This window comes from Marinicrinis lubricantis, from assembly GCF_042658665.1.
Taxonomy (GTDB): Bacteria; Bacillota; Bacilli; order Paenibacillales; family KCTC-33676; genus Marinicrinis; species Marinicrinis lubricantis.
Window position 1 is genome coordinate 1 of the sequence record NZ_JBHSQV010000136.1, and the last position, 18,179, is coordinate 18,179.

The 18,179-nt window shown below is 47.6% G+C and carries 16 protein-coding genes and 1 tRNA gene; 10 read left to right on the top strand and 7 right to left on the bottom strand.

What is annotated here, in order from left to right; all coding sequences use genetic code 11:
- The first annotated feature begins 274 nt into the window (after positions 1-274).
- On the top strand, positions 275-508 hold the full coding sequence (locus ACFPXP_RS10345) for a hypothetical protein (protein ID WP_379894131.1): 234 nt from the start codon (positions 275-277) through the stop codon (positions 506-508).
- A 123-nt stretch (positions 509-631) separates the two neighbouring features.
- On the opposite strand, the gene ACFPXP_RS10350 is transcribed toward ACFPXP_RS10345, so the two are convergent.
- From ACFPXP_RS10350 to ACFPXP_RS10370, 5 genes are all read right to left on the bottom strand, one after another.
- Positions 632-1,468: an ABC transporter ATP-binding protein gene (locus ACFPXP_RS10350; protein WP_379894132.1), complete on the bottom strand. Its 837-nt coding sequence runs from the start codon at positions 1,466-1,468 to the stop codon at positions 632-634.
- 24 nt (positions 1,469-1,492) lie between these two features.
- Positions 1,493-2,488, bottom strand: a complete 996-nt coding sequence (locus ACFPXP_RS10355; RefSeq protein WP_379894133.1) for a FecCD family ABC transporter permease — start codon at positions 2,486-2,488, stop codon at positions 1,493-1,495.
- Positions 2,485-3,525, bottom strand: coding sequence for a FecCD family ABC transporter permease (locus tag ACFPXP_RS10360; RefSeq protein ID WP_379894134.1), 1,041 nt, complete (start codon positions 3,523-3,525; stop codon positions 2,485-2,487). Before ACFPXP_RS10360 ends, ACFPXP_RS10355 begins: the two co-directional genes overlap by 4 nt.
- 73 nt (positions 3,526-3,598) lie before the next feature.
- Complete coding sequence (locus ACFPXP_RS10365; RefSeq protein ID WP_379894135.1) at positions 3,599-4,612, bottom strand: ABC transporter substrate-binding protein; 1,014 nt, start codon at positions 4,610-4,612, stop codon at positions 3,599-3,601.
- Positions 4,613-4,866: 254 nt separating this feature from the next.
- Positions 4,867-7,020, bottom strand: coding sequence for a serine hydrolase (locus ACFPXP_RS10370; RefSeq protein ID WP_379894136.1), 2,154 nt, complete (start codon positions 7,018-7,020; stop codon positions 4,867-4,869).
- A gap of 188 nt (positions 7,021-7,208) precedes the next feature.
- Between ACFPXP_RS10370 and ACFPXP_RS10375 the strand changes: the two genes are divergently transcribed.
- The 7 genes from ACFPXP_RS10375 to ACFPXP_RS10405 all read left to right on the top strand — a co-directional run bounded on the left by ACFPXP_RS10375 (position 7,209) and on the right by ACFPXP_RS10405 (position 14,997).
- A complete protein-coding gene (locus ACFPXP_RS10375; protein WP_379894137.1) occupies positions 7,209-7,700 on the top strand; it encodes a DUF2569 domain-containing protein in 492 nt (163 codons plus the stop codon).
- A gap of 128 nt (positions 7,701-7,828) precedes the next feature.
- Positions 7,829-8,482, top strand: coding sequence for an SGNH/GDSL hydrolase family protein (locus ACFPXP_RS10380; RefSeq protein WP_379894138.1), 654 nt, complete (start codon positions 7,829-7,831; stop codon positions 8,480-8,482).
- Positions 8,483-8,724: 242 nt separating this feature from the next.
- A complete protein-coding gene (locus ACFPXP_RS10385) occupies positions 8,725-9,702 on the top strand; it encodes an ABC transporter permease (RefSeq protein ID WP_379894139.1) in 978 nt (325 codons plus the stop codon).
- Positions 9,703-9,734: 32 nt separating this feature from the next.
- Positions 9,735-10,613 (top strand): carbohydrate ABC transporter permease, encoded by an 879-nt coding sequence (locus ACFPXP_RS10390; protein ID WP_379894140.1) that lies wholly within the window; start codon positions 9,735-9,737, stop codon positions 10,611-10,613.
- 113 nt (positions 10,614-10,726) lie between these two features.
- Complete coding sequence (locus ACFPXP_RS10395) at positions 10,727-12,289, top strand: extracellular solute-binding protein (protein ID WP_379894141.1); 1,563 nt, start codon at positions 10,727-10,729, stop codon at positions 12,287-12,289.
- Between the two features lie 154 nt (positions 12,290-12,443).
- On the top strand, positions 12,444-14,252 hold the full coding sequence (locus ACFPXP_RS10400) for a cache domain-containing sensor histidine kinase (RefSeq protein ID WP_379894142.1): 1,809 nt from the start codon (positions 12,444-12,446) through the stop codon (positions 14,250-14,252).
- Positions 14,227-14,997, top strand: a complete 771-nt coding sequence (locus ACFPXP_RS10405; RefSeq protein ID WP_379894143.1) for a response regulator transcription factor — start codon at positions 14,227-14,229, stop codon at positions 14,995-14,997. Before ACFPXP_RS10400 ends, ACFPXP_RS10405 begins: the two co-directional genes overlap by 26 nt.
- 56 nt (positions 14,998-15,053) lie before the next feature.
- On the opposite strand, the gene ACFPXP_RS10410 is transcribed toward ACFPXP_RS10405, so the two are convergent.
- Positions 15,054-15,221: a hypothetical protein gene (locus tag ACFPXP_RS10410; protein ID WP_379894144.1), complete on the bottom strand. Its 168-nt coding sequence runs from the start codon at positions 15,219-15,221 to the stop codon at positions 15,054-15,056.
- 91 nt (positions 15,222-15,312) lie between these two features.
- Positions 15,313-16,182 (bottom strand): aldose epimerase family protein, encoded by an 870-nt coding sequence (locus ACFPXP_RS10415; RefSeq protein ID WP_379894145.1) that lies wholly within the window; start codon positions 16,180-16,182, stop codon positions 15,313-15,315.
- A 289-nt stretch (positions 16,183-16,471) separates the two neighbouring features.
- Between ACFPXP_RS10415 and ACFPXP_RS10420 the strand changes: the two genes are divergently transcribed.
- Both ACFPXP_RS10420 and ACFPXP_RS10425 read left to right on the top strand, forming a co-directional pair.
- Complete coding sequence (locus tag ACFPXP_RS10420) at positions 16,472-17,563, top strand: flagellar motor protein MotB (RefSeq protein ID WP_379894146.1); 1,092 nt, start codon at positions 16,472-16,474, stop codon at positions 17,561-17,563.
- A 365-nt stretch (positions 17,564-17,928) separates the two neighbouring features.
- A tRNA-Thr gene (locus tag ACFPXP_RS10425) sits at positions 17,929-18,000 on the top strand.
- Positions 18,001-18,179: the final 179 nt, after the last annotated feature.

Consider the following 18,179-nt stretch of genomic DNA (forward strand, 5'->3'; position numbering starts at 1 on the left):
AACTCGTTGCCATACCGGCTTTGACCAGGCACGCGCTGAACTTCTAGCAATGTTCACAACCACCGACTAAACAACGGCATCTACAAGAAATGGTTTTTCTATTTACACAAATTTCTTGACGCTACCGGATTAGTAACCCCGATGCAATAAAATCGGGGGGGTATATAACTATTATTATATCTTCTGTTCTTATCTTTATAGAATTTGCAATAATGTCAGATTGAACCTTCGATAAATGTTATTGCTTGCTTTCTAGTGGTGAGAGGATGATATAGTGCAAGAAGACAGGATAATCTTAGCCTGCATGTTTTTTGTCATATTTGTTATTCCGGGTATCGTGGGTATTATTAAACCAGAGCTTACGTATAGAGCACAAGCCACGAATACATTAAATAAAAAACCTTCTAAATCGGCTATAAAACGTTTTAGGATGGGTAGCTACGTCATGCTAATTGTTGGTGTTCTACTTATAACAGCTGCATTACATGGTGGTTTTAAGGGGACATAATAAGTGGGTTTAATAATCATAAGATGGGTGAAGCAGCCTAAAAAACGCACCTTTTGAACCATTCAGTCAAAGGTGCGTTATTTCTTATTTCACATTTGTTAAATCGATACTCCAGCAATCAAGTCAAGTTGTGCTTTTCTGAGCGGAGTGCGTCTTCCAATAGCAGTTGCCCTCGCACTGGCATAGACCTACAGGAACCAGCATGGGCGTGTGCTCGACGGGATCTTCGATGACTTTCACGTTGAGGCCGAATACATTGTGTATGAGTTCTGCTGTAAATACTTCCTTCGGAGCACCTTGAGCATAGACTTTGCCTTGAAACACGCTGACCAGATGATCGGCATAGCGTGCAGCCTGGTTCAGATCATGCAGCACCATGATGATGGTTCGCCCGAAGGTGCGGTTCAAGTCCCGCAGCAATTCCAGCACCTCGACCTGATGCGCCAGATCGAGATACGTCGTCGGTTCATCTAGCAATAGATAATCTGTCTCTTGCGCTAAGGCCATAGCAATCCAGGCCCGCTGTCTCTGCCCGCCTGAGAGTTGATCCAGCGTGCGTTCAGCGAATTCCTGCATTCGCGTGGCCTTCAGCGCCCATTCGACCATACGCATATCCTCCGCGGTATGACGGGAGAACAATCCTTTATGTGGATTCCTTCCATAATAGCATAATTCTTTTACGGTTAATCCATCAGGCGCCGATGGACTTTGCGGCAAAATGGCCATCTGCTTCGCTACTTCCTTAGAGGGCAGGCGATCAATACGTTTGCCGTCCAAATATACATGACCCGCATTAGGGGATAATAGCCGTCCCAGCGTACGAAGGATGGTCGACTTCCCGCAGCCATTCGAACCGATGAGTATTGTTATTTTTCCATCGGGAATGGAAAGGGAGAGATCTTCAATGACGGGTGCCGAATCATAGGCGACGGTCAGATGCTCCGCAGCTAATTTATTCATCTTTCTTCCCTTCCTTTCACCGGATTAAGAGGTTTTCTTTCGGAATAGTAAATAGAAAAAATAGGGAGCGCCGATGATGGCGGTGAAGATCCCCGCCGGGATTTCCGAAGGAGGCAGCAGCCCTCTTCCTATAGCATCTGCAACAAGGATACATATGGCTCCGACACAAGCGGATAAAGGCAGAACGACACGGTGCTTAGCACCCACCAGCTGTTTGGCTATATGAGGCGCGATCAGGCCGACGAACCCGATCGTTCCGACGATCGCGACACACGCTCCGGCTAAAGCGACGGCGAGGATCAGAAGCAGCCTGCGCAAGCGCTCGACTCTCTCCCCGAGCCCTTTGGCTACTTCATCTCCAAGCGTTAGAATATCCAGCTTCATTGCCAGAAGCATGGTAATAGGCAGCAGCAGGATGATCCATGGAGCGAGGACAAGCACATGATCCCATCCCCGTCCCCAAACGCTGCCAGATAGCCACCCCAAGGCGGCGTTGACTTCAACGGGAAACTTGATCATGAAGAACTGGATACCTGCGTGACACATCGCACCTAAAGCGATGCCCACTAAAGCTAATGTGCCCGGCTTCACACCTTTTTGATAGGCTAGAGCATATAAGGCGATGGCGACGACAGCTGCACCGAGAAAAGCGGCGATAGGCAGAACATACACGGGCGATTTTGGATATAACAGAATGACGATTACGGCAGCTAATCCGGCGCCTTTGGTAATCCCAATTACATCGGGCGAGGCCAGAGGATTTCGAATAACACCTTGCAGAATCGCACCGGATACGGCAAGTCCGGCACCGGCAAGCCAGGCCACAAGTATTCGGGGCAGGCGGAAATTCATTATGATATAGCTGTAGTTGTTCTCGTCTTGTCCAAACAAACTTTTCAAAATGTCCAGTGGATGAATATAGAGCGCCCCGATCCCCATACTGATGATCGAAACGACGACGACACCGAGGATGAAGATCGTAATCCATACTCGCGGATTGACAGTTTTGGTGTTTTTCACTTCAATCTTCCCCCCTGGCGCGCTAAATATAAGAAAAATGGCGCCCCAATAAATGCGGTAACGATACCCACAGGGGAATCGAATGGATAGGCGATAAAGCGAGAAGCTACATCGGCATAGGTCAGAAGCAATGCTCCAAACAACGCGGAAAAAGGAATCACGACGCGGTAATCTACACCGACCAAGGATCTCACAATATGTGGAATGATCAGACCCACGAATCCGATGGGACCCGCAACCGCCACACTGGCGCCTGCCAGCAGGATGACGGTAAGACCCGCGAAGAAATAGACTCTCCGATTATTTTGTCCCAGTCCTTTAGCTACGTCTTCACCCAGATTCAGCATCGTGAGTGACCGTGCCAAGAATAACGCTGCAATCAGCCCAATCACGGTCCAAGGAAATAAAATGCGGACATGCGTCCAATCCCTTCCGTCTATCCCTCCAGCAAGCCAATAGAGCACGCTGGCAGTCGAATGTTCATGAAACATAATGATCCCTTCTGTGATGGAAGAGAGGAACATATGAAGAGCCATTCCGCCCAGCGCAAGCTTAACGGGGGACATCCCTCCATCCGATCGGGATAAAGCATAGACAGCGACACCACCGAACGCCGCACCTATAAATGCCAAAAGGATTAACTGAGTATAAGGGAGGCTGGGGAAAAACACGACGCCCGCAACGACGATGAGCGAAGCCCCTGCATTAATACCAAATACCTGCGGGGATGCAAGCGGATTGCGAGTCATGCCCTGCATGATTGCGCCAGCTACAGCCAGGTTGGCTCCGATGAAAATACCGACAAGCGTTCTCGGCAAGCGCAGTTCCCAAAGAATCATATGATCCTTGACCAGCTGATAATTGAATATCGCTTGAAAAACCGTGCTTATTCGGATGTCGGCAGCCCCAACCGTGATACTGAAAAAAACGCCAAGAAGCAATAAGATGATTCCCCCGATGATAAGGGCTCCCAGCGTCATTAGCTGCTTACCAGAGCTGGGTGTGCGGCTGTTGAGCTTTATGACTTTCAACATCATCACATCCTCGTTTATAAACACGGAAAAAGCGGGAAGTTCCCGCTTTTCCCCATTCCATCATGTGCTTAGGGTTTTATTGAGCATATAACCATTGCGTAGCATCTTCAAGGATCGTTTCAGCAGAGATCAGTCCTCTTGACCATGCCCAGACAGTACGTGAAACTTCATAGACTTGATCGTTCTTGACGGCACTGATTTCGGCCCAAAGCGGATTGTTCTTCCATTCATCTACAATCGAGCCCCCATCTCCATCCTTGATGAGGAATAGGATATCTGGATCGAATTCAACGACTTGTTCGAGGTTCAATTTATTGTATTGATTGACCTTTTCCAGCTTGCCTTCATGGGCATCCTGAATAGCATTTTTTAGACCGATGGATTCAAGCAGCGAGCCGGTATAAGAAATGGCGGAATGTGCATGGAATCCGTCGGTGGTTACGACCGCAGGCATCACAGTACGGGATTCATCCGCAGGTACGAGCGATTTGAATTGATCGATCGCTTGTTGATGCGCAGCCAGAATAGCTTCCGCTTCTTCCTTCTTGCCAACGGCATCAGCGATAATGGTAAAACCGTCCATAATGCCCTCATAATCCGCTTCTAAGCTTGTGAGAACGATCGTCGGAGCAATCTTCTGCAAATCGTCATAAATATCTTTGTGTCTCTTCAAGTCGGCAATGATGAGATCAGGCTGCAGTGAACTGATGATTTCCAGACTCGGCTGCTTGCGCGTACCTACAGAGGTATATTCCCCAATTCGACTTTTCACTTGCTCAATTAAACGATTAGGGTCTCCGTCATCGGCAGCCCCGATCGGTTTGATATCCAATGCAGCTAGAGCGTCTATGTAAGAGAACTCCAAAGCAATAATTCGTTTAGGCGTGCCGGTGATCGGTGTTTCTCCCATTTCGTGTTTGATCGTTCTGGTTTCAGACGATGTACTGTCTTGAGATGAAGATCCGTCTTCAATTTGATTTTGGTTGTTAGCGGTCGTATGGTTGTTGCCATTTGTCGAGCAGCCAGCAATGAGTGCGGTCAACAATATGAGAATCATTAAGTTGATATAGGATTGACGTGTGAACAGCATGATGTAACCCTCCCAGTGCATGTATAAAATATTTAATTAAGAATCATTCTCAATAAACAATAAATATAAAACCCTTTCAAAAAGGGCATTGAAAATGATTATCATTTACGTGGATCATTATAAGGAAAGCGATGATGATTGTCTAGTCTTTTTTAAAGAGTTAGGCGATGGAATTTTCATCCAGTGCCATAGCATAATAGAAAACCCGCCCGGATCATCATCCAGGCGGGTTTTGATTTTGCTGCTCAATAGAATTATTGTACAGGTGCCGCTTCAGCAGCCGGTTCTTCAGCCGGCGCTGCTTCAGCTTGCGATTGCTGTTGTTGAGCCATCAACTGAGCGACGATTTGGTCGGAAGGCTGGAACAGCAGCTGATGAAGGAATGCAGCTTCCTCTTGACGAGTCATTACCTTCTTCGCTTGAAAGTTTGCTGCACCATCCTCAGTGAAGGTCACTTCCGGCCCGAAGTAACCCAGTGTTACGGCCATTTTCACCGCGGGTGCTGCCCAACTGTCGACTTCTCCCGTCAGCTTCGCATCTGCGAAAAGCGTGTCTGGATACATCGTTTGATAGACGCTCCACACCATCACAGCGGCTTCTTGACGAGTTACTTCACGGTCAGGATAAAATTGCCCTTTGCCGTCTCCTTTAATAATGCCGATTTCATAGGCCATTTGAATATAAGACGCAAGCGGATGATCCGCAATATCAGTGAAGGCATATTGCTCGGTAGCAGAACCCTTCAGACCGCTTGTCGTGACCAGATAGTAGGCAAGCTCCGCTCTCGTTACCGCATTTTCAGGTTGGAATGCTTGCCCTGCTTCGTTCGAATAATGTCCAAGCGACTGCAATGGAAGGATGTACGAAGCGTATGGATGGGATGCATCGATATCCGTAAAACCGGCTGGATCTTCTCCCTTGATCGCATAACCGAGCGGGTTGAGATATGGTTCTTTCATATAAACAACGCCGTTCTTTTCATCGACTGTAAACGCGGTGAAGCGCTGTGCGATTTCGTCGATAAATAAGTTCGAATCCACCTGCTTTAAAGCACGAAGTCCAAGATAAGCATCGGAAATCGTTAATTGACCTTGCTCGTTCACCCCGACTTTAGAGACAATGCTGGCGAGACGAAGGTCAGAATAAATCCCCTCCAGCGCTTTCAACTGCTCCGTCGAAGTTGAAGCATATTCACCTAGCTCAACAGGAGCCGCATACTCCGGATAGAACGTTTGAATAAACTGTGCATACAGGACTTCGCGCAGTGTACTAGCTTGTGTGTACGTTAAGAAGATCCCGACGTTCTGTTCCGGAATGAACATCAACATCGAACTGTTCCCCGGTACGTCCCCATACTTTACGATGATCTCTTCAGGATGTCCAGCCAGTGGGATTTGCATTGCAGACTCAAACCCGTACGTGGCGTTCGGCAAAATCGGATGAATGTCAGAGCGGAATACACCCATTTCACTCACGGAATCGGCAGATAGCACACGGCCGGTTTCGTTCGCTCCGTCATTCAGGAAAGCGATCATAAATTGGGCGATATCTTCCGCTGTAGCGTACATGCCGCCTTGAGGCATAATCGTCGGCTTGAACACATAATTTTCCACAGGCTGCTTAGCCGCATCATATCCTACAGCTAATTGATCCTGATTCACGTTATTAGGGTCAAAGTCGCTGCTGTGCATGCCAATCGGCTGGAACACGTGGTTCTCCATATACTGCTCGAACGGTTCACCGCTGACTTCTTGGACAATGATACCTGCCAGCAGATAGGCAAAGTTGTCATACATATAGGATGTACCGGGTTCGCGAACGACCGGCGGCATATATTGTTTGGCGTAGTCCTCCATCGAGACGAATAATTCAAAGTCGTTATGCACATCATCCGGCATGGGGTCACGAATCTCAAATCCGCTCTCATGCGTCAATAAGTGTGCAACCGTGACCGGTGTGTCAAAAGGATTCTCGAAGTCGAGGCTTTCAGGCAAGTATGTACGAATGTCTTCATTCAGATCGATCTTGCCCTGTTCTACGAGCTGCATGATCGCTACAGCGGCAAATGTTTTCGATACAGAAGCCATACGGAAAATGGTATTCGCTGGGTCAACTGCAGTTTGATTCTCTACGTTGGCGAATCCGTAGCCTTGTTGCGTAATGATTTGATCGTCCTTCACGATGGCTACAGAAGCGCCCGCATACATGGCTTTGGCTTCCTCAGAGTTGAAAAACTCATCTAGGAACGCTGCAGCGGATTCTGCCGTCAATTCCTTTGTAGTTGTTTCTGCAGGGGCTTGCTCCGATTCCGAAGCAAAAGTTTGTACCGCAGTCGAAAATATGAGCGTAAATGCAAGTAGGAATGACATAGCGGCACGGAGATACGCATGTTTTCTTAAGCTTTTCATCTGAATAATGGCTGCTCCCTCCAATTGATAAAATGATTACCATTCTTAATACGATGATATAGAGAAAAGAGTTTCCGATTTATGAAGAAATAAGGAAACAATATCCTGAGAAAAACTACATGAATGGCATGCCATATTCGATATATATGGAAGAGAACGACAAATAGGGAAAAGAAAGAAGTGTGAAAATGGATACGAAATTAAGGCCGAATCATCACCTGGATTTAACGATCTCTGGTCTAGGAGGTTGGCTCATACTGGTCCAGATCGGACTCTTTATTTCGCTCGCACGAGCGGTCTATTATTTATTGGACGCTATGTCGGTATGGAAGCAATGGGATACGATCATGGACGAGGAGTCCTTTTATTACGACCCGCTGTGGCCGTCGCTTACTGTATTCGAATCAGTGTACAATGGATTTATTGTCATTTTTTGTTTGTATATTGTGATCAACTTCTACATGAAAAAATCGATTGTTCCTCGTCTGATGATTATTTTATATAGTTCGAACCTACTTGCAGCAGTGATTGACTATGCAATGATCCAGCAGATTACTTTCGCTAAGCAGTTAGACAATGGGGATGCGGAGAAGGTATTGTATAGAGCCATTTTAGCAGCTGCCATTTGGATTCCATATTTTCTTCGTTCCAGAAGGGTACGGCAGACGTTCGTCAGGTGAACACTGTGAAGTAAAATGAGCATACCTTTATCCTTAACAATCAACAGTTGAATGCCGTAACGAGAGTTCGTATACTTGGAAGAAAGCGCCAACAATGCACATTATATGGAGAGGAAGAGACAGCTGCCATGGAAAAGCGACAAGTCATACTATTTCAAGGGGATTCCATCACGGACGGCAATCGAGCACGCAATGATGACCCCAATCATATTTTAGGACATGGATACCCGTACATGATCGCGGGACAGCTTGGATACGAATTCGCTGGCAAGATGCCCTTATTCATAAACCGAGGCATCAGCGGGGATCGCGTATCCGACTTATATGCCAGATGGAACGAGGATTGCATCAGCCTGCGTCCGGATTTACTAAGCATCCTGATCGGTGTCAACGATCTTTGGCGGACGATGAAAGGCGAGCCTAGCGGTGTAACGGATCGGTTCGAGCGAGCTTACCGCCATCTCTTGGAGGAGACACGTGAGGTGCTGCCGGATACGAAGCTGGTTCTGTGCGAGCCTTTTATCTTGAACGTAGGCGCGCCGGCAGAAGATTGGAACGCATGGAAGCGTCGCATGGATGCTTACCAAGCCACGACGCGTAAGCTGGCGGAGGAATTCGGTGCGGTATTCGTGCCGCTTCAGAAGGCGTTCGACGAAGCTTGCGAGCGAGCTGGCGCCGATTATTGGATATGGGACGGGGTACACCCGACAACCGTCGGTCATGAGCTGATCGCCCGCGAGTGGCTGTCCGTCGTGCAGAATAGCCCGCTGGCGATCCGTTAACAGCCGGTGGAAACTTAATAGAGGCAGTGATCATTAACCGCCAGGGACGTTCTGTTCCCAGCGGTTTTTATATTTTCGATGACGAGACAGATAAGCCGTTTCAAGCGCTACATTTCCCCAGATTAAGAATCATGTCACCGCATGGTCCAATCTTAAGATCGGACACTCTAGGCTTACGAATGATCCGTATTCAAGCGGATGTATGCGCTTTTATAATGAGAATACAGACAGGGGGTGCAGAAATGAAAACGAATACAGCAGTGACTACGGCCAAACTGCCGAACCGGGAATCATTCGGCAGGCGCATCCGAAAACAGCTGCCTTTTCAAATATTTGTGTGGCTCGGACTTGCATTTTTGCTCGTATTTTCTTTCACACCGATGTTCGGGGTGCTGATGGCCTTCAAGGATTACAAAATTACGTCGGGAATCTCCGGTATTTTTACAAGTCCATGGGTCGGAATGAGGTACTTTGAAGAATTAATTAACGATTATAACTTTCCTTCACTTGTACGAAATACGCTCGCGATCAGTATTTTGAAGCTTGTGTTTTCTTTTCCGGTACCGATTATTTTGGCGATTATGCTGAACGAGGTTCGGATTTCGATCGTAAAGCGATTCGTGCAGACGGTCAGCTATTTGCCTCACTTCATTTCGTGGGTTGTCGTATCGGGAATGGCATACGCCTTCTTTTCCAGTGATACGGGAATGATCAATTCCCTGTTCATGTCGCTGCATATCATCGACGAACCGCTGCAAATATTGACGGATCCGGATTCTTTCTGGGGACTCGCGGTCAGTACGGCGATCTGGAAGGAAGCTGGCTGGTGGACGATTATTTTCCTAGCGGCCATTGCAGGAGTGAATCCACAGCTGTATGAGGCGGCAGAGATGGATGGAGCGGGCCGGTTGAAGCGCATTTGGCATGTGACCCTCCCAAGCATCAAGGGCTCGATCGTAGTTGTTGCGATTTTATCTATCGGATCTATGCTTGGCGGTGGCTTGGTCGGATCAAACTTCGAACAGGTGATGCTGCTTGGCAACTCGCTCAACAATGACAAGTCGCAAATTATTCAGACGTATGCGTTTCACGCAGGGCTGTCGCAAGGCCGGTTTGCATTTGCCGCTGCGATTGATTTAGTGCAGTCTGTCATCTCGGTCATCTTGATTTTATCGAGTAATGCGATTGCAAGACGGTTTTCCGGATCCAGCTTATATTAGAAACCGAAAGCAGCAAGAAAGGAGGTTTTTCCATGAGAAGACGTACGACAGAGGATCGTGTGGTCGATACCGTAAACTATATCCTATTAGCGATCATTGCATTGGTTACGCTTTATCCGTTCTATTACGTCCTGCTCGCCTCATTTAATGAAGGCGCGGATACGGCGAAAGGCGGCATGTATTTGTGGCCGCGGGCGTTCACACTTGAGAACTATAAATACTTCTTAAGCGATCCGAAATGGGTCAACGCGTTCGGTATTACCGTACTAAGAACGGTTGTGGGTACATTCTTAAGCGTTATCTTTACGAGTCTCGTTTCGTATGGACTGGCAAAACAGGATCTCGTCCTGCGAAAGCTGTATTTCGTGCTTGTTATTATCGCGATGAACGTATCGGGCGGCTTGATTGCCTACTACGTGGTGCTTCGAGGCGTCGGACTGCTGAACAACTTTGGCGTGTATGTGATTCCGACCATGCTGAATCTATTCTTCGTCATGATCGCGGTGTCCTTCTTTAAGGAAATTCCCGCTGAACTTGGAGAATCGGCGAGAATCGACGGAGCAGGCGAGCTGCATATTTTTGCGAGAATCATTCTGCCGGTTTCGCTGCCGCTGATGGCGACGATGTGCCTGTTCTCAGGAGCAAACCAATGGAATTCATGGCTCGATGCAGCCTACTACGTGAGAGATGATTCATTGCGGACACTGGCTTTCCGCATGATGGAGGTCATGAATCAGGCGATGACGCCGGTCGATTCGTTAACCGCTCAATTCGCGAGCAAGAGGACGGTAACCCAGTTTTCTATTCAGGCAACGGCGATGGTCATCTCGGTATTTCCGATCATCTGCGTCTATCCGTTCCTGCAAAAGTATTTTGTTAAAGGCATGATGCTGGGCTCCGTTAAAGGCTAGTCTGGGATCAACGATGTTATCGAAGGGGAGGGCTTCTGAGTCCCCTTTCCCCGAAGATACCGTCGTTCATCATACAATGATATATTTATATAAGAATATGGGGGATGAAAACGATGAAAACAAGCAAGCTGAGAAAATCGCTTCTGTTGATGCTGGTATTGCTGTTAACCGCTTCTATGCTGGCTGCGTGCGGCGGAAATAACAATACAGCGAACAACAACGATTCGAATGCTGCAGGAGACGGTGATTCCGGCTCCAATGATGTGGTGGAACTCGATCTATTCGTCGATCAGCCTTGGTGGCCGCTGAAGGATTGGTCCGGTAAAATTCCGGAGGAAATTACGAAGCGTACAGGCATCAAGCTGAACGTTACTGTAGCGACGGATGCCAATCAATTGCCGGTGATGATTGCTTCCGGCGATCTGCCTGATCTGGTTGTCACTTACGAGCAGGTGAAACGCATGGCTGATCCGAATATCTCCTATGCATGGCAGGATCTGATCGATGAATATGCGCCGGATTTCAAGATTGAACCGGAACGTATCGCAGTGAATACAGCCGATGATGGCAAATACTATACGATCCGCAATAACTTCTCTACAGGACAGGAATGGAAAGATAACGAGACATATGCGCTGTCCAACGGAGCAGGTATCGCTTACCGTGCAGACATAGTAGAAAAGTTGGGCAATCCGAAAATCGAGACATTAGACGATTTAACGAATTTGTTCCAAATGGTGAAGGATCAATATCCGGATATGATTCCGCTGGCGGTGACGGTAACGCCTACTTGGACGAAAGGCTACTTCGCGATGCAGTTTGGCGCGGGCGATCGTTTCGTTGAGAAGGACGGCAAGCTGGTGCACGCGCTTCGCACTGAAGAACTGGAAAACATGTATATGTATATGAACGAGCTATATCGCAAAGGGTTTATCAATGCGGAAAACTTTGCATACAAGAATGAAGAGCAGGCTGAACAGTTAGCGACAAGCGGCAAGGCATTCGCCTATACTTGGACCACTTCCGGAGCCGATGCGTTCAATGCGGTAACGAAGGATCAAGGCATGGTGTGGAAAGAACTGCCGATGAAGATCAACGATGATTTCGCACATGTTCGCTATGACACAGGATGGCAGGGCGTATTTATTACGAAGGAAAACAAAAATCCAGAAGCTTCTATTAAACTGATGCAGTTCCTGATGTCCGAGGAAGGACAGCAATTGGCGATGTGGGGAATTGAAGGCGAAGATTGGAATTGGAGTGAGGACGGAGGATATCCGGTATTCACATATGACCGCTCTAACCAAGAGCTGTGGAATGAAATGGGTGTTTATTATTGGGGATTGCTCGCAGGCAGTGCCGTAACCGAAGCACTCGGAAACTATGTTCCTGGCACAGAAGCAACGAAAGCGAACCAAGAGCTGAGCCAACTGACGACGTTCGAACCGGAGATCGGTCTTGTTCAACCGGGCGCCGATTCGCAGGAGCAGGTTATCCTCAATAACATTGATAACATGATGACGAATGAAGAAGTGAAAGTATACCTGGCTCCGACAGCGGAGGAAGCGAAGAAAGCCTATGATAATATGTTGAGCCAAGCGGAAAAAATCGGATTGTCGGATTTAGAAGCATGGGCGAACGAGGAGTACGTAGAAGTGAAAGCGAAATTCGAGTAAGCCTGCTTCGTTGGCTGAAGCGAACGATGAGGATGGCGGAGCGCATGCTTCCGTCATCCTTATTATGTTTTTCGACAAATTTTGACCGATCGGCAGTTTACCCATGGTATAATGATGATAAGAACAGATGATTTTATACGAACGGATGAGCCTCATGCAGAGAATCGGATCAAGATGGTTCGCCAAGCTTCAAAAAATGAGAATTCTGCCCAAACTAGTCATCGGTTACATTGTATTGATTTGTATTCCGTTTAGCTTGTTCGGTTATTTATTCTACCAGGAAACGTATTCTAATATGCTGGATCAATACCGGACAGGCAAAGAGCAGCTGATGGAGCAGTCGTACAACAATTTCCAAATCGAGCTTTCTAAGATCGAATCGATTCAGCCTTTGTTTCAGAATAATACGAAGCTGACCGAATATTTGGGCGGATTGTATCAGACCGACTGGGAAGCCGTCTACAATTATCGAAAAGAAATCAGTCCCAGCTTCTCGTTCGCTTATATCAGCAATCCATTTATCCGTAATATTACAATTTATAAAAACAACAGCGGCTTGTTGGAGCTGTCGTCCGATATCGTGGATATGGCGTTGTTTGACGATGATCAGCATTATGAAGCAATTCAAGCACTGCCTGCGAATCAGGGCTTATGGACGTATCAATTGAGCGGTACGGACGGGTATCCCGAACTTGCATATACGCACAAGCTGTATACCGACCAATATATTCGGGAAGTCGGGCTGCTTCGCATTACATTGAATGAAAACCCTTTCTCGCAGTTTTATCAGACGCTTCAGAGTGATGGTGAAATATCGAGGGTTTTGCTGGACGGCAATCTGAAACCGCTTTACAAGGTGGTTGGTGCCGATTGGGATGAAGCGTTGATGGAAGAGGTTATCTCAAAAATCCCGAAGCAGGGCATGTCCAGCTTCTACATCGATGATGACCGATACTTGGTCAATTCGGTACATGTGAAGCAGATCGATATGACGATTGTGGAGATCAGCAAGGTCGAAGGAATCTTCAATCTGCGCGGTAAGGAAGGATGGTTCATCGTCACGGGCGTGCTGCTGCTCGGCGTATTGTCTGTCATCTATTATATGGTGGCCTCTTCGATTACACTGCGGATTCTTCGGTTTACCCGTCATATGAAACGGACCGACGATCCGAAACTGGCCATTTATACCGGCAAGAGCGGGTCCGATGAGATCGGATATTTAATTTCCTCATACAACGCGATGATCACGCGGATTCATGAGCTGATGAACAAGGTCAACCAGACCGAGCTGATGAAGAAGGAAGCCGATTTGAAAATGCTGCAGGCTCAAATTAAGCCGCACTTTCTGTACAATACGCTGGAGACAATGAGGATGCTGGCGCTGATGAAGGATGATGAAGAAGTGGCGGACATCGCCGTCACCCTTGCGGATCTGCTCAGGTACAGTTTATCCAAGAGCAAGGACATTACGTCGCTGAAGGAAGAGTTGAACAATGTCCGGCAATACATTTCGATTCATCAAATCCGAATGGGAGACAGGCTGAAGGTACACTTCGATATCGAAGCGGATACCGCTGACTTCCACTGTCCTAGGTTTATTCTGCAGCCCATTGTAGAGAACAGTATTTTGCACGGCATCGGCAAGAAGAGAGGCAGCGGTGAAATACGGGTGGAGGTCAGACAAACGGCTGACAAGATGCATGTGGTCATTTCAGATAACGGAGCCGGTATTCCGGAAGAGCGATTGAAAACGATTCGTGAAGTATTGTCAGGAGAAGCACAGCCATTCGAAATCTCCTCCGGTGGGATCGGAATCTATAATGTGAACGAAAGAATCAAGGCATTTTTTAACAACCAATCCCAAATGACAGTCGAGAGCACAGAGGGCGAAGGGACGCAATTCCACTTGGTCATGACGAAGAAAGGGGACGATGAGGATGCTGAAATTGATGATCGTGGATGATGAACCGGTGATATTGAACGGCTTGCGTTACATGATTCAGAAGGAAAACTCTTTGTTTACCGAGATTGAAGCGATGACAGACAGTGTGGAGGCGCTGAACCGAATGGATGCCTTCCGGCCCGATCTGTTGATTACGGATATTCAAATGCCGGAGCTCAGCGGATTGGACTTAGTGCGTGAGGCGAAGCAAAAGCAGGTCCGGCGAGCGGTCATTTTAACCGGCTATGATATGTTTCAATATGCCCAGCAGGCGATTCGGCTGAAAGTGGCCGACTATATGCTGAAGCCGATTCGCAGGCAGGACTTATCTGCACTGCTGTCCAAGCTGGGATCGGAAATGATGGAGGAGAAGAAAAGAAAGGCAGGGCTGCTGTTATCTCATGCCGTTCCGTCTAACCGGGAGATCGTGAAGGAAGAAGGAAGCTCCAACATCGCTAAATTCAAATCGTTCGTGCAGCAAAATTATATGAAAGATTTGTCTTTGGATGAAGTAGCCGAGCACCTGGAGCTCCATCCGAATTATGTGTGCAGCTTGATAAAGCGCGAAACCGGCAAGACGTTCGTAACGTATCTGCATTCCGTGCGCATTGATAAAGCGAAGGATTTGCTACAGCACGTCTCGGATATGCCGATGGATCGAATCGCGAAAAACGTAGGCTATGAAAACCCTAGGCATTTCTATAAAGTATTCAAGCAGTACGTCGGCCTTACGCCTGGAACGTACAGGGAATCGAGAATGAGCTGATTAGAACACAAATAGCGCGAACAGCAGGAGTGTGCTGATCGCGCTTTTTCATATGCTTAATCATCCTTGTTGCTTTTTTTACTCGCGACATAGAATGCAAGAATAATAAGTGGTATGAAGATGAACCACGGAATGTGAATCGTGCTTTGGGTAATGATCGCAAGCACAAGTAAAATGGCGAACCCTATAATAATATAGAAACAACCTCTTCCGAAGGTCTCCATGAAGTACAACCCCTCCCTTGCATTCAGTTTGCAGGAGTCTCCTTTAAAAGGCATTATACCATACAATTCCTGAAAAGGAGGGGGGATCCACCTATTCTTTGGAAATGGACAAAAATGTAGTTAAAGTCTGTCCCGGCTGTACCCAGGTTAATTCCTCACGGCGATGGAATTCGCCGGTCTTGGCCATCCAAGGCTCGACACAGACGAAAGGTTTACCCTCTACAGACCATAGGACCACATATTTGAATTCCGAACCGTAGTGAAGATGAATCTTCTCGGGTTCGTTGGCAAAAGGCTGGAACGAAATATGCCGGCGAGACGCATCGAGAAATACGGTAGATTCGACGAGTCCCGTTAAATCCAATGTACCGCTGAAGGTTTTCTCCAGCTCATCGTTATAATCCAGATAGCGGGCTGCATCGGTATCGTAAGCGATCGCTTTGCGGTCGACTTCGAAGTAAGGGTGAAAACCTGGATACATCGGCATCGGCTGCTCGGATCGATTATGATACGTTTGATCGATGGTCAGTTTGCCGTCTTTCAATATATAGGTGAACTGCAGTTCGAATTCAAAAGGAAAGGAGGCTCTCGTGATGTCGCTGCTGCGCAAACGTAGCAGTACCGATGCTTGCCCTTCATTAGAGGTGCTTACCACCTCCCAAGGAAGATTCCGGGCAAATCCATGGTTCTTCATGGCATAAGTCTTGCCCTCCCATTCATACTGCCCCTGAATAAGCTGTCCGCTGATGGGGAACAGAATCGGGATGCCTCCCCGAATGTTCGCATCTGGATCATAGAACGTCTGCTTGTCCAAGTACAGCAGCTCTTTACCCTGTACGCCATAGCTTGTAATGATTCCTCCGCGCTCAGGACATACCTGCACCCATGATGCGGTGTGTTCTTCCTTCAGCTCTACCATCGCATATTGATCTTCAAATGTACGAACGCTCCACTGGCTCATATGCTTTCTCCTCTCTATTCCGTATGCTTCTTATCTATTTTTCATCAAGCATAGCACATCTATGAATGTAAAATCAGCTTGCGGGACACTGTATTCGTTAAAGATTGGATGAAGATCGTTCGGGAGCTCGTCTTCTGTTTTCGACATTTCTTTCGTGAATTGGGCGGTTGGTCCTAATGCGATAGAGGGATAGAGCCGCTTCTCTAATCGTGTTAAAATTCCCCCTAGACATGAAAGGCTGACACTTGTGGAGTTTCGGCGCTTAAAGAAGGGTGGACATAAAGTGACAATGAAAAGAAGGAACATGTTCTGGATGCTATGCTTGATGGCATGCTTGTGCTTGGCGGCCGCAGGCTGCAGCGACAATTCTGATGCTTCCGGAAACCATTCTAATGATGAGAATATCACGTCTTCGGCAAATGAAAATAACGAGAGACTAGATGAAGCACAACAGGAAGAAGAGGTACCTGGATCGGAAGAGGATGCGGAACAGACGAAGAATGATTCGGAGACGGTGGATTTCGAAGTCGAGACCGACCAAATCGGGGAAGCGCCGGAGGATCAGGGAGCCTTAAAGGCATGGCTTCAAGGTGAGATTACCGTGCAGGATAACAGATATTTGATCAAGGGAACGACGAATTTAGAGCCGGGCTCCGAGCTGTATGCGGAGGCTGACGCCAAAAATTACGCGATGTGGGGATATAATGACAGAGCTGAGGTTGGCATGGACGGCCGCTTCGAAATGGAAATCAAGAAGCCCGATGTCGAAGGGATGGTTGATTTGGTGGTGCAGTTTAAGCCTGCCGATCAGGAAGCTGCGCTGCATGAGATTTACGGTGAGAAAGGCGAGCGTCTGCAGGGACCGTATGTTTATCAATATGTAGAGAACGACGAGATGTATAAGCTGATTCAGGGTTTCGCCCATTTGGATATTGCAGCGGAAGCCGGCACGATCGTTCCGATCGAAGAGCCTAATTGGGAGAAGCCAGAGGACTATGGCGCTTCTGCCGTCTGGATGACGCCGGAGGTGACACTGGAAGGGGAACAATATATCGTTACTGGGCAGAGCAACCTGCTGGAGGGTGCCGAAGTAAAAGCGAAAATTGAAATTCCCGATCACTGGAGCTTCGGTTACTCCGATGACACGAGCGTCAATCCGGATGGTTCATTCCGGCTAAGTATCAAGAAGCCAGATGTGGATGGAGTCGATCATATCTTCATCATCCTTCAGTTTAAGCCGGAAGAAGATATGTGGCCGACGGTGAAGCAAGCCTACGGCTTGAAAGGGGAAAAGCTGACCGGAGATTTGGTGAAGCCGGAACAAGACGGTGAAGAAATGATTCAGATCATCGAGTTGAAGGTCAAAGTCAACGTCCAATAAGGCGTAATACGACGGAGCGGAATGCTTGATGAGCGATCCGCTCCTGTTTTTAATTCATGCCTCTGTTGGAGCATTTGGATCTTCATTCGATGTTTCACTGCACTCGAAACATAGACTCGTACCATTAGGCAGCTGTACACCTTGAAAAAAACCGTCCTGGCAGTACAGCTTGGTTCCGCATTGCGTACATGTTGTGACCCATTCCTGCTGCAAAGCGGGTTCACTCCTTTCGAATAGCTGAACGCTGGAATGATACTTGGCAAATCATAAGGGGAAATCCACCTGCCATCATTTTACAATAAAAAACTATTTACAATCCATGATGTTTTTCTTATAATAATTTTTGTGACTTTGATCGTCACCTTGCTGGTGTAGCTCAGGGGTAGAGCAACGCACTCGTAATGCGTAGGTCGGGGGTTCAATTCCCTTCACCAGCATTCCTTTATATTTACAAATGAACGCGTATTCTCGATATTTCGAGGATGCGCGTTTTTTGATGTACGCCCAGCATGGGCGTCATCTCTAGGGTGAAAGTCCCGAGCGGGGGTTGGCGAACACCTACCGTTAGCCAAGAGCAAGGGTGTCCGCCGCGAGGCGGAATCTGAAGGAAGCTGGA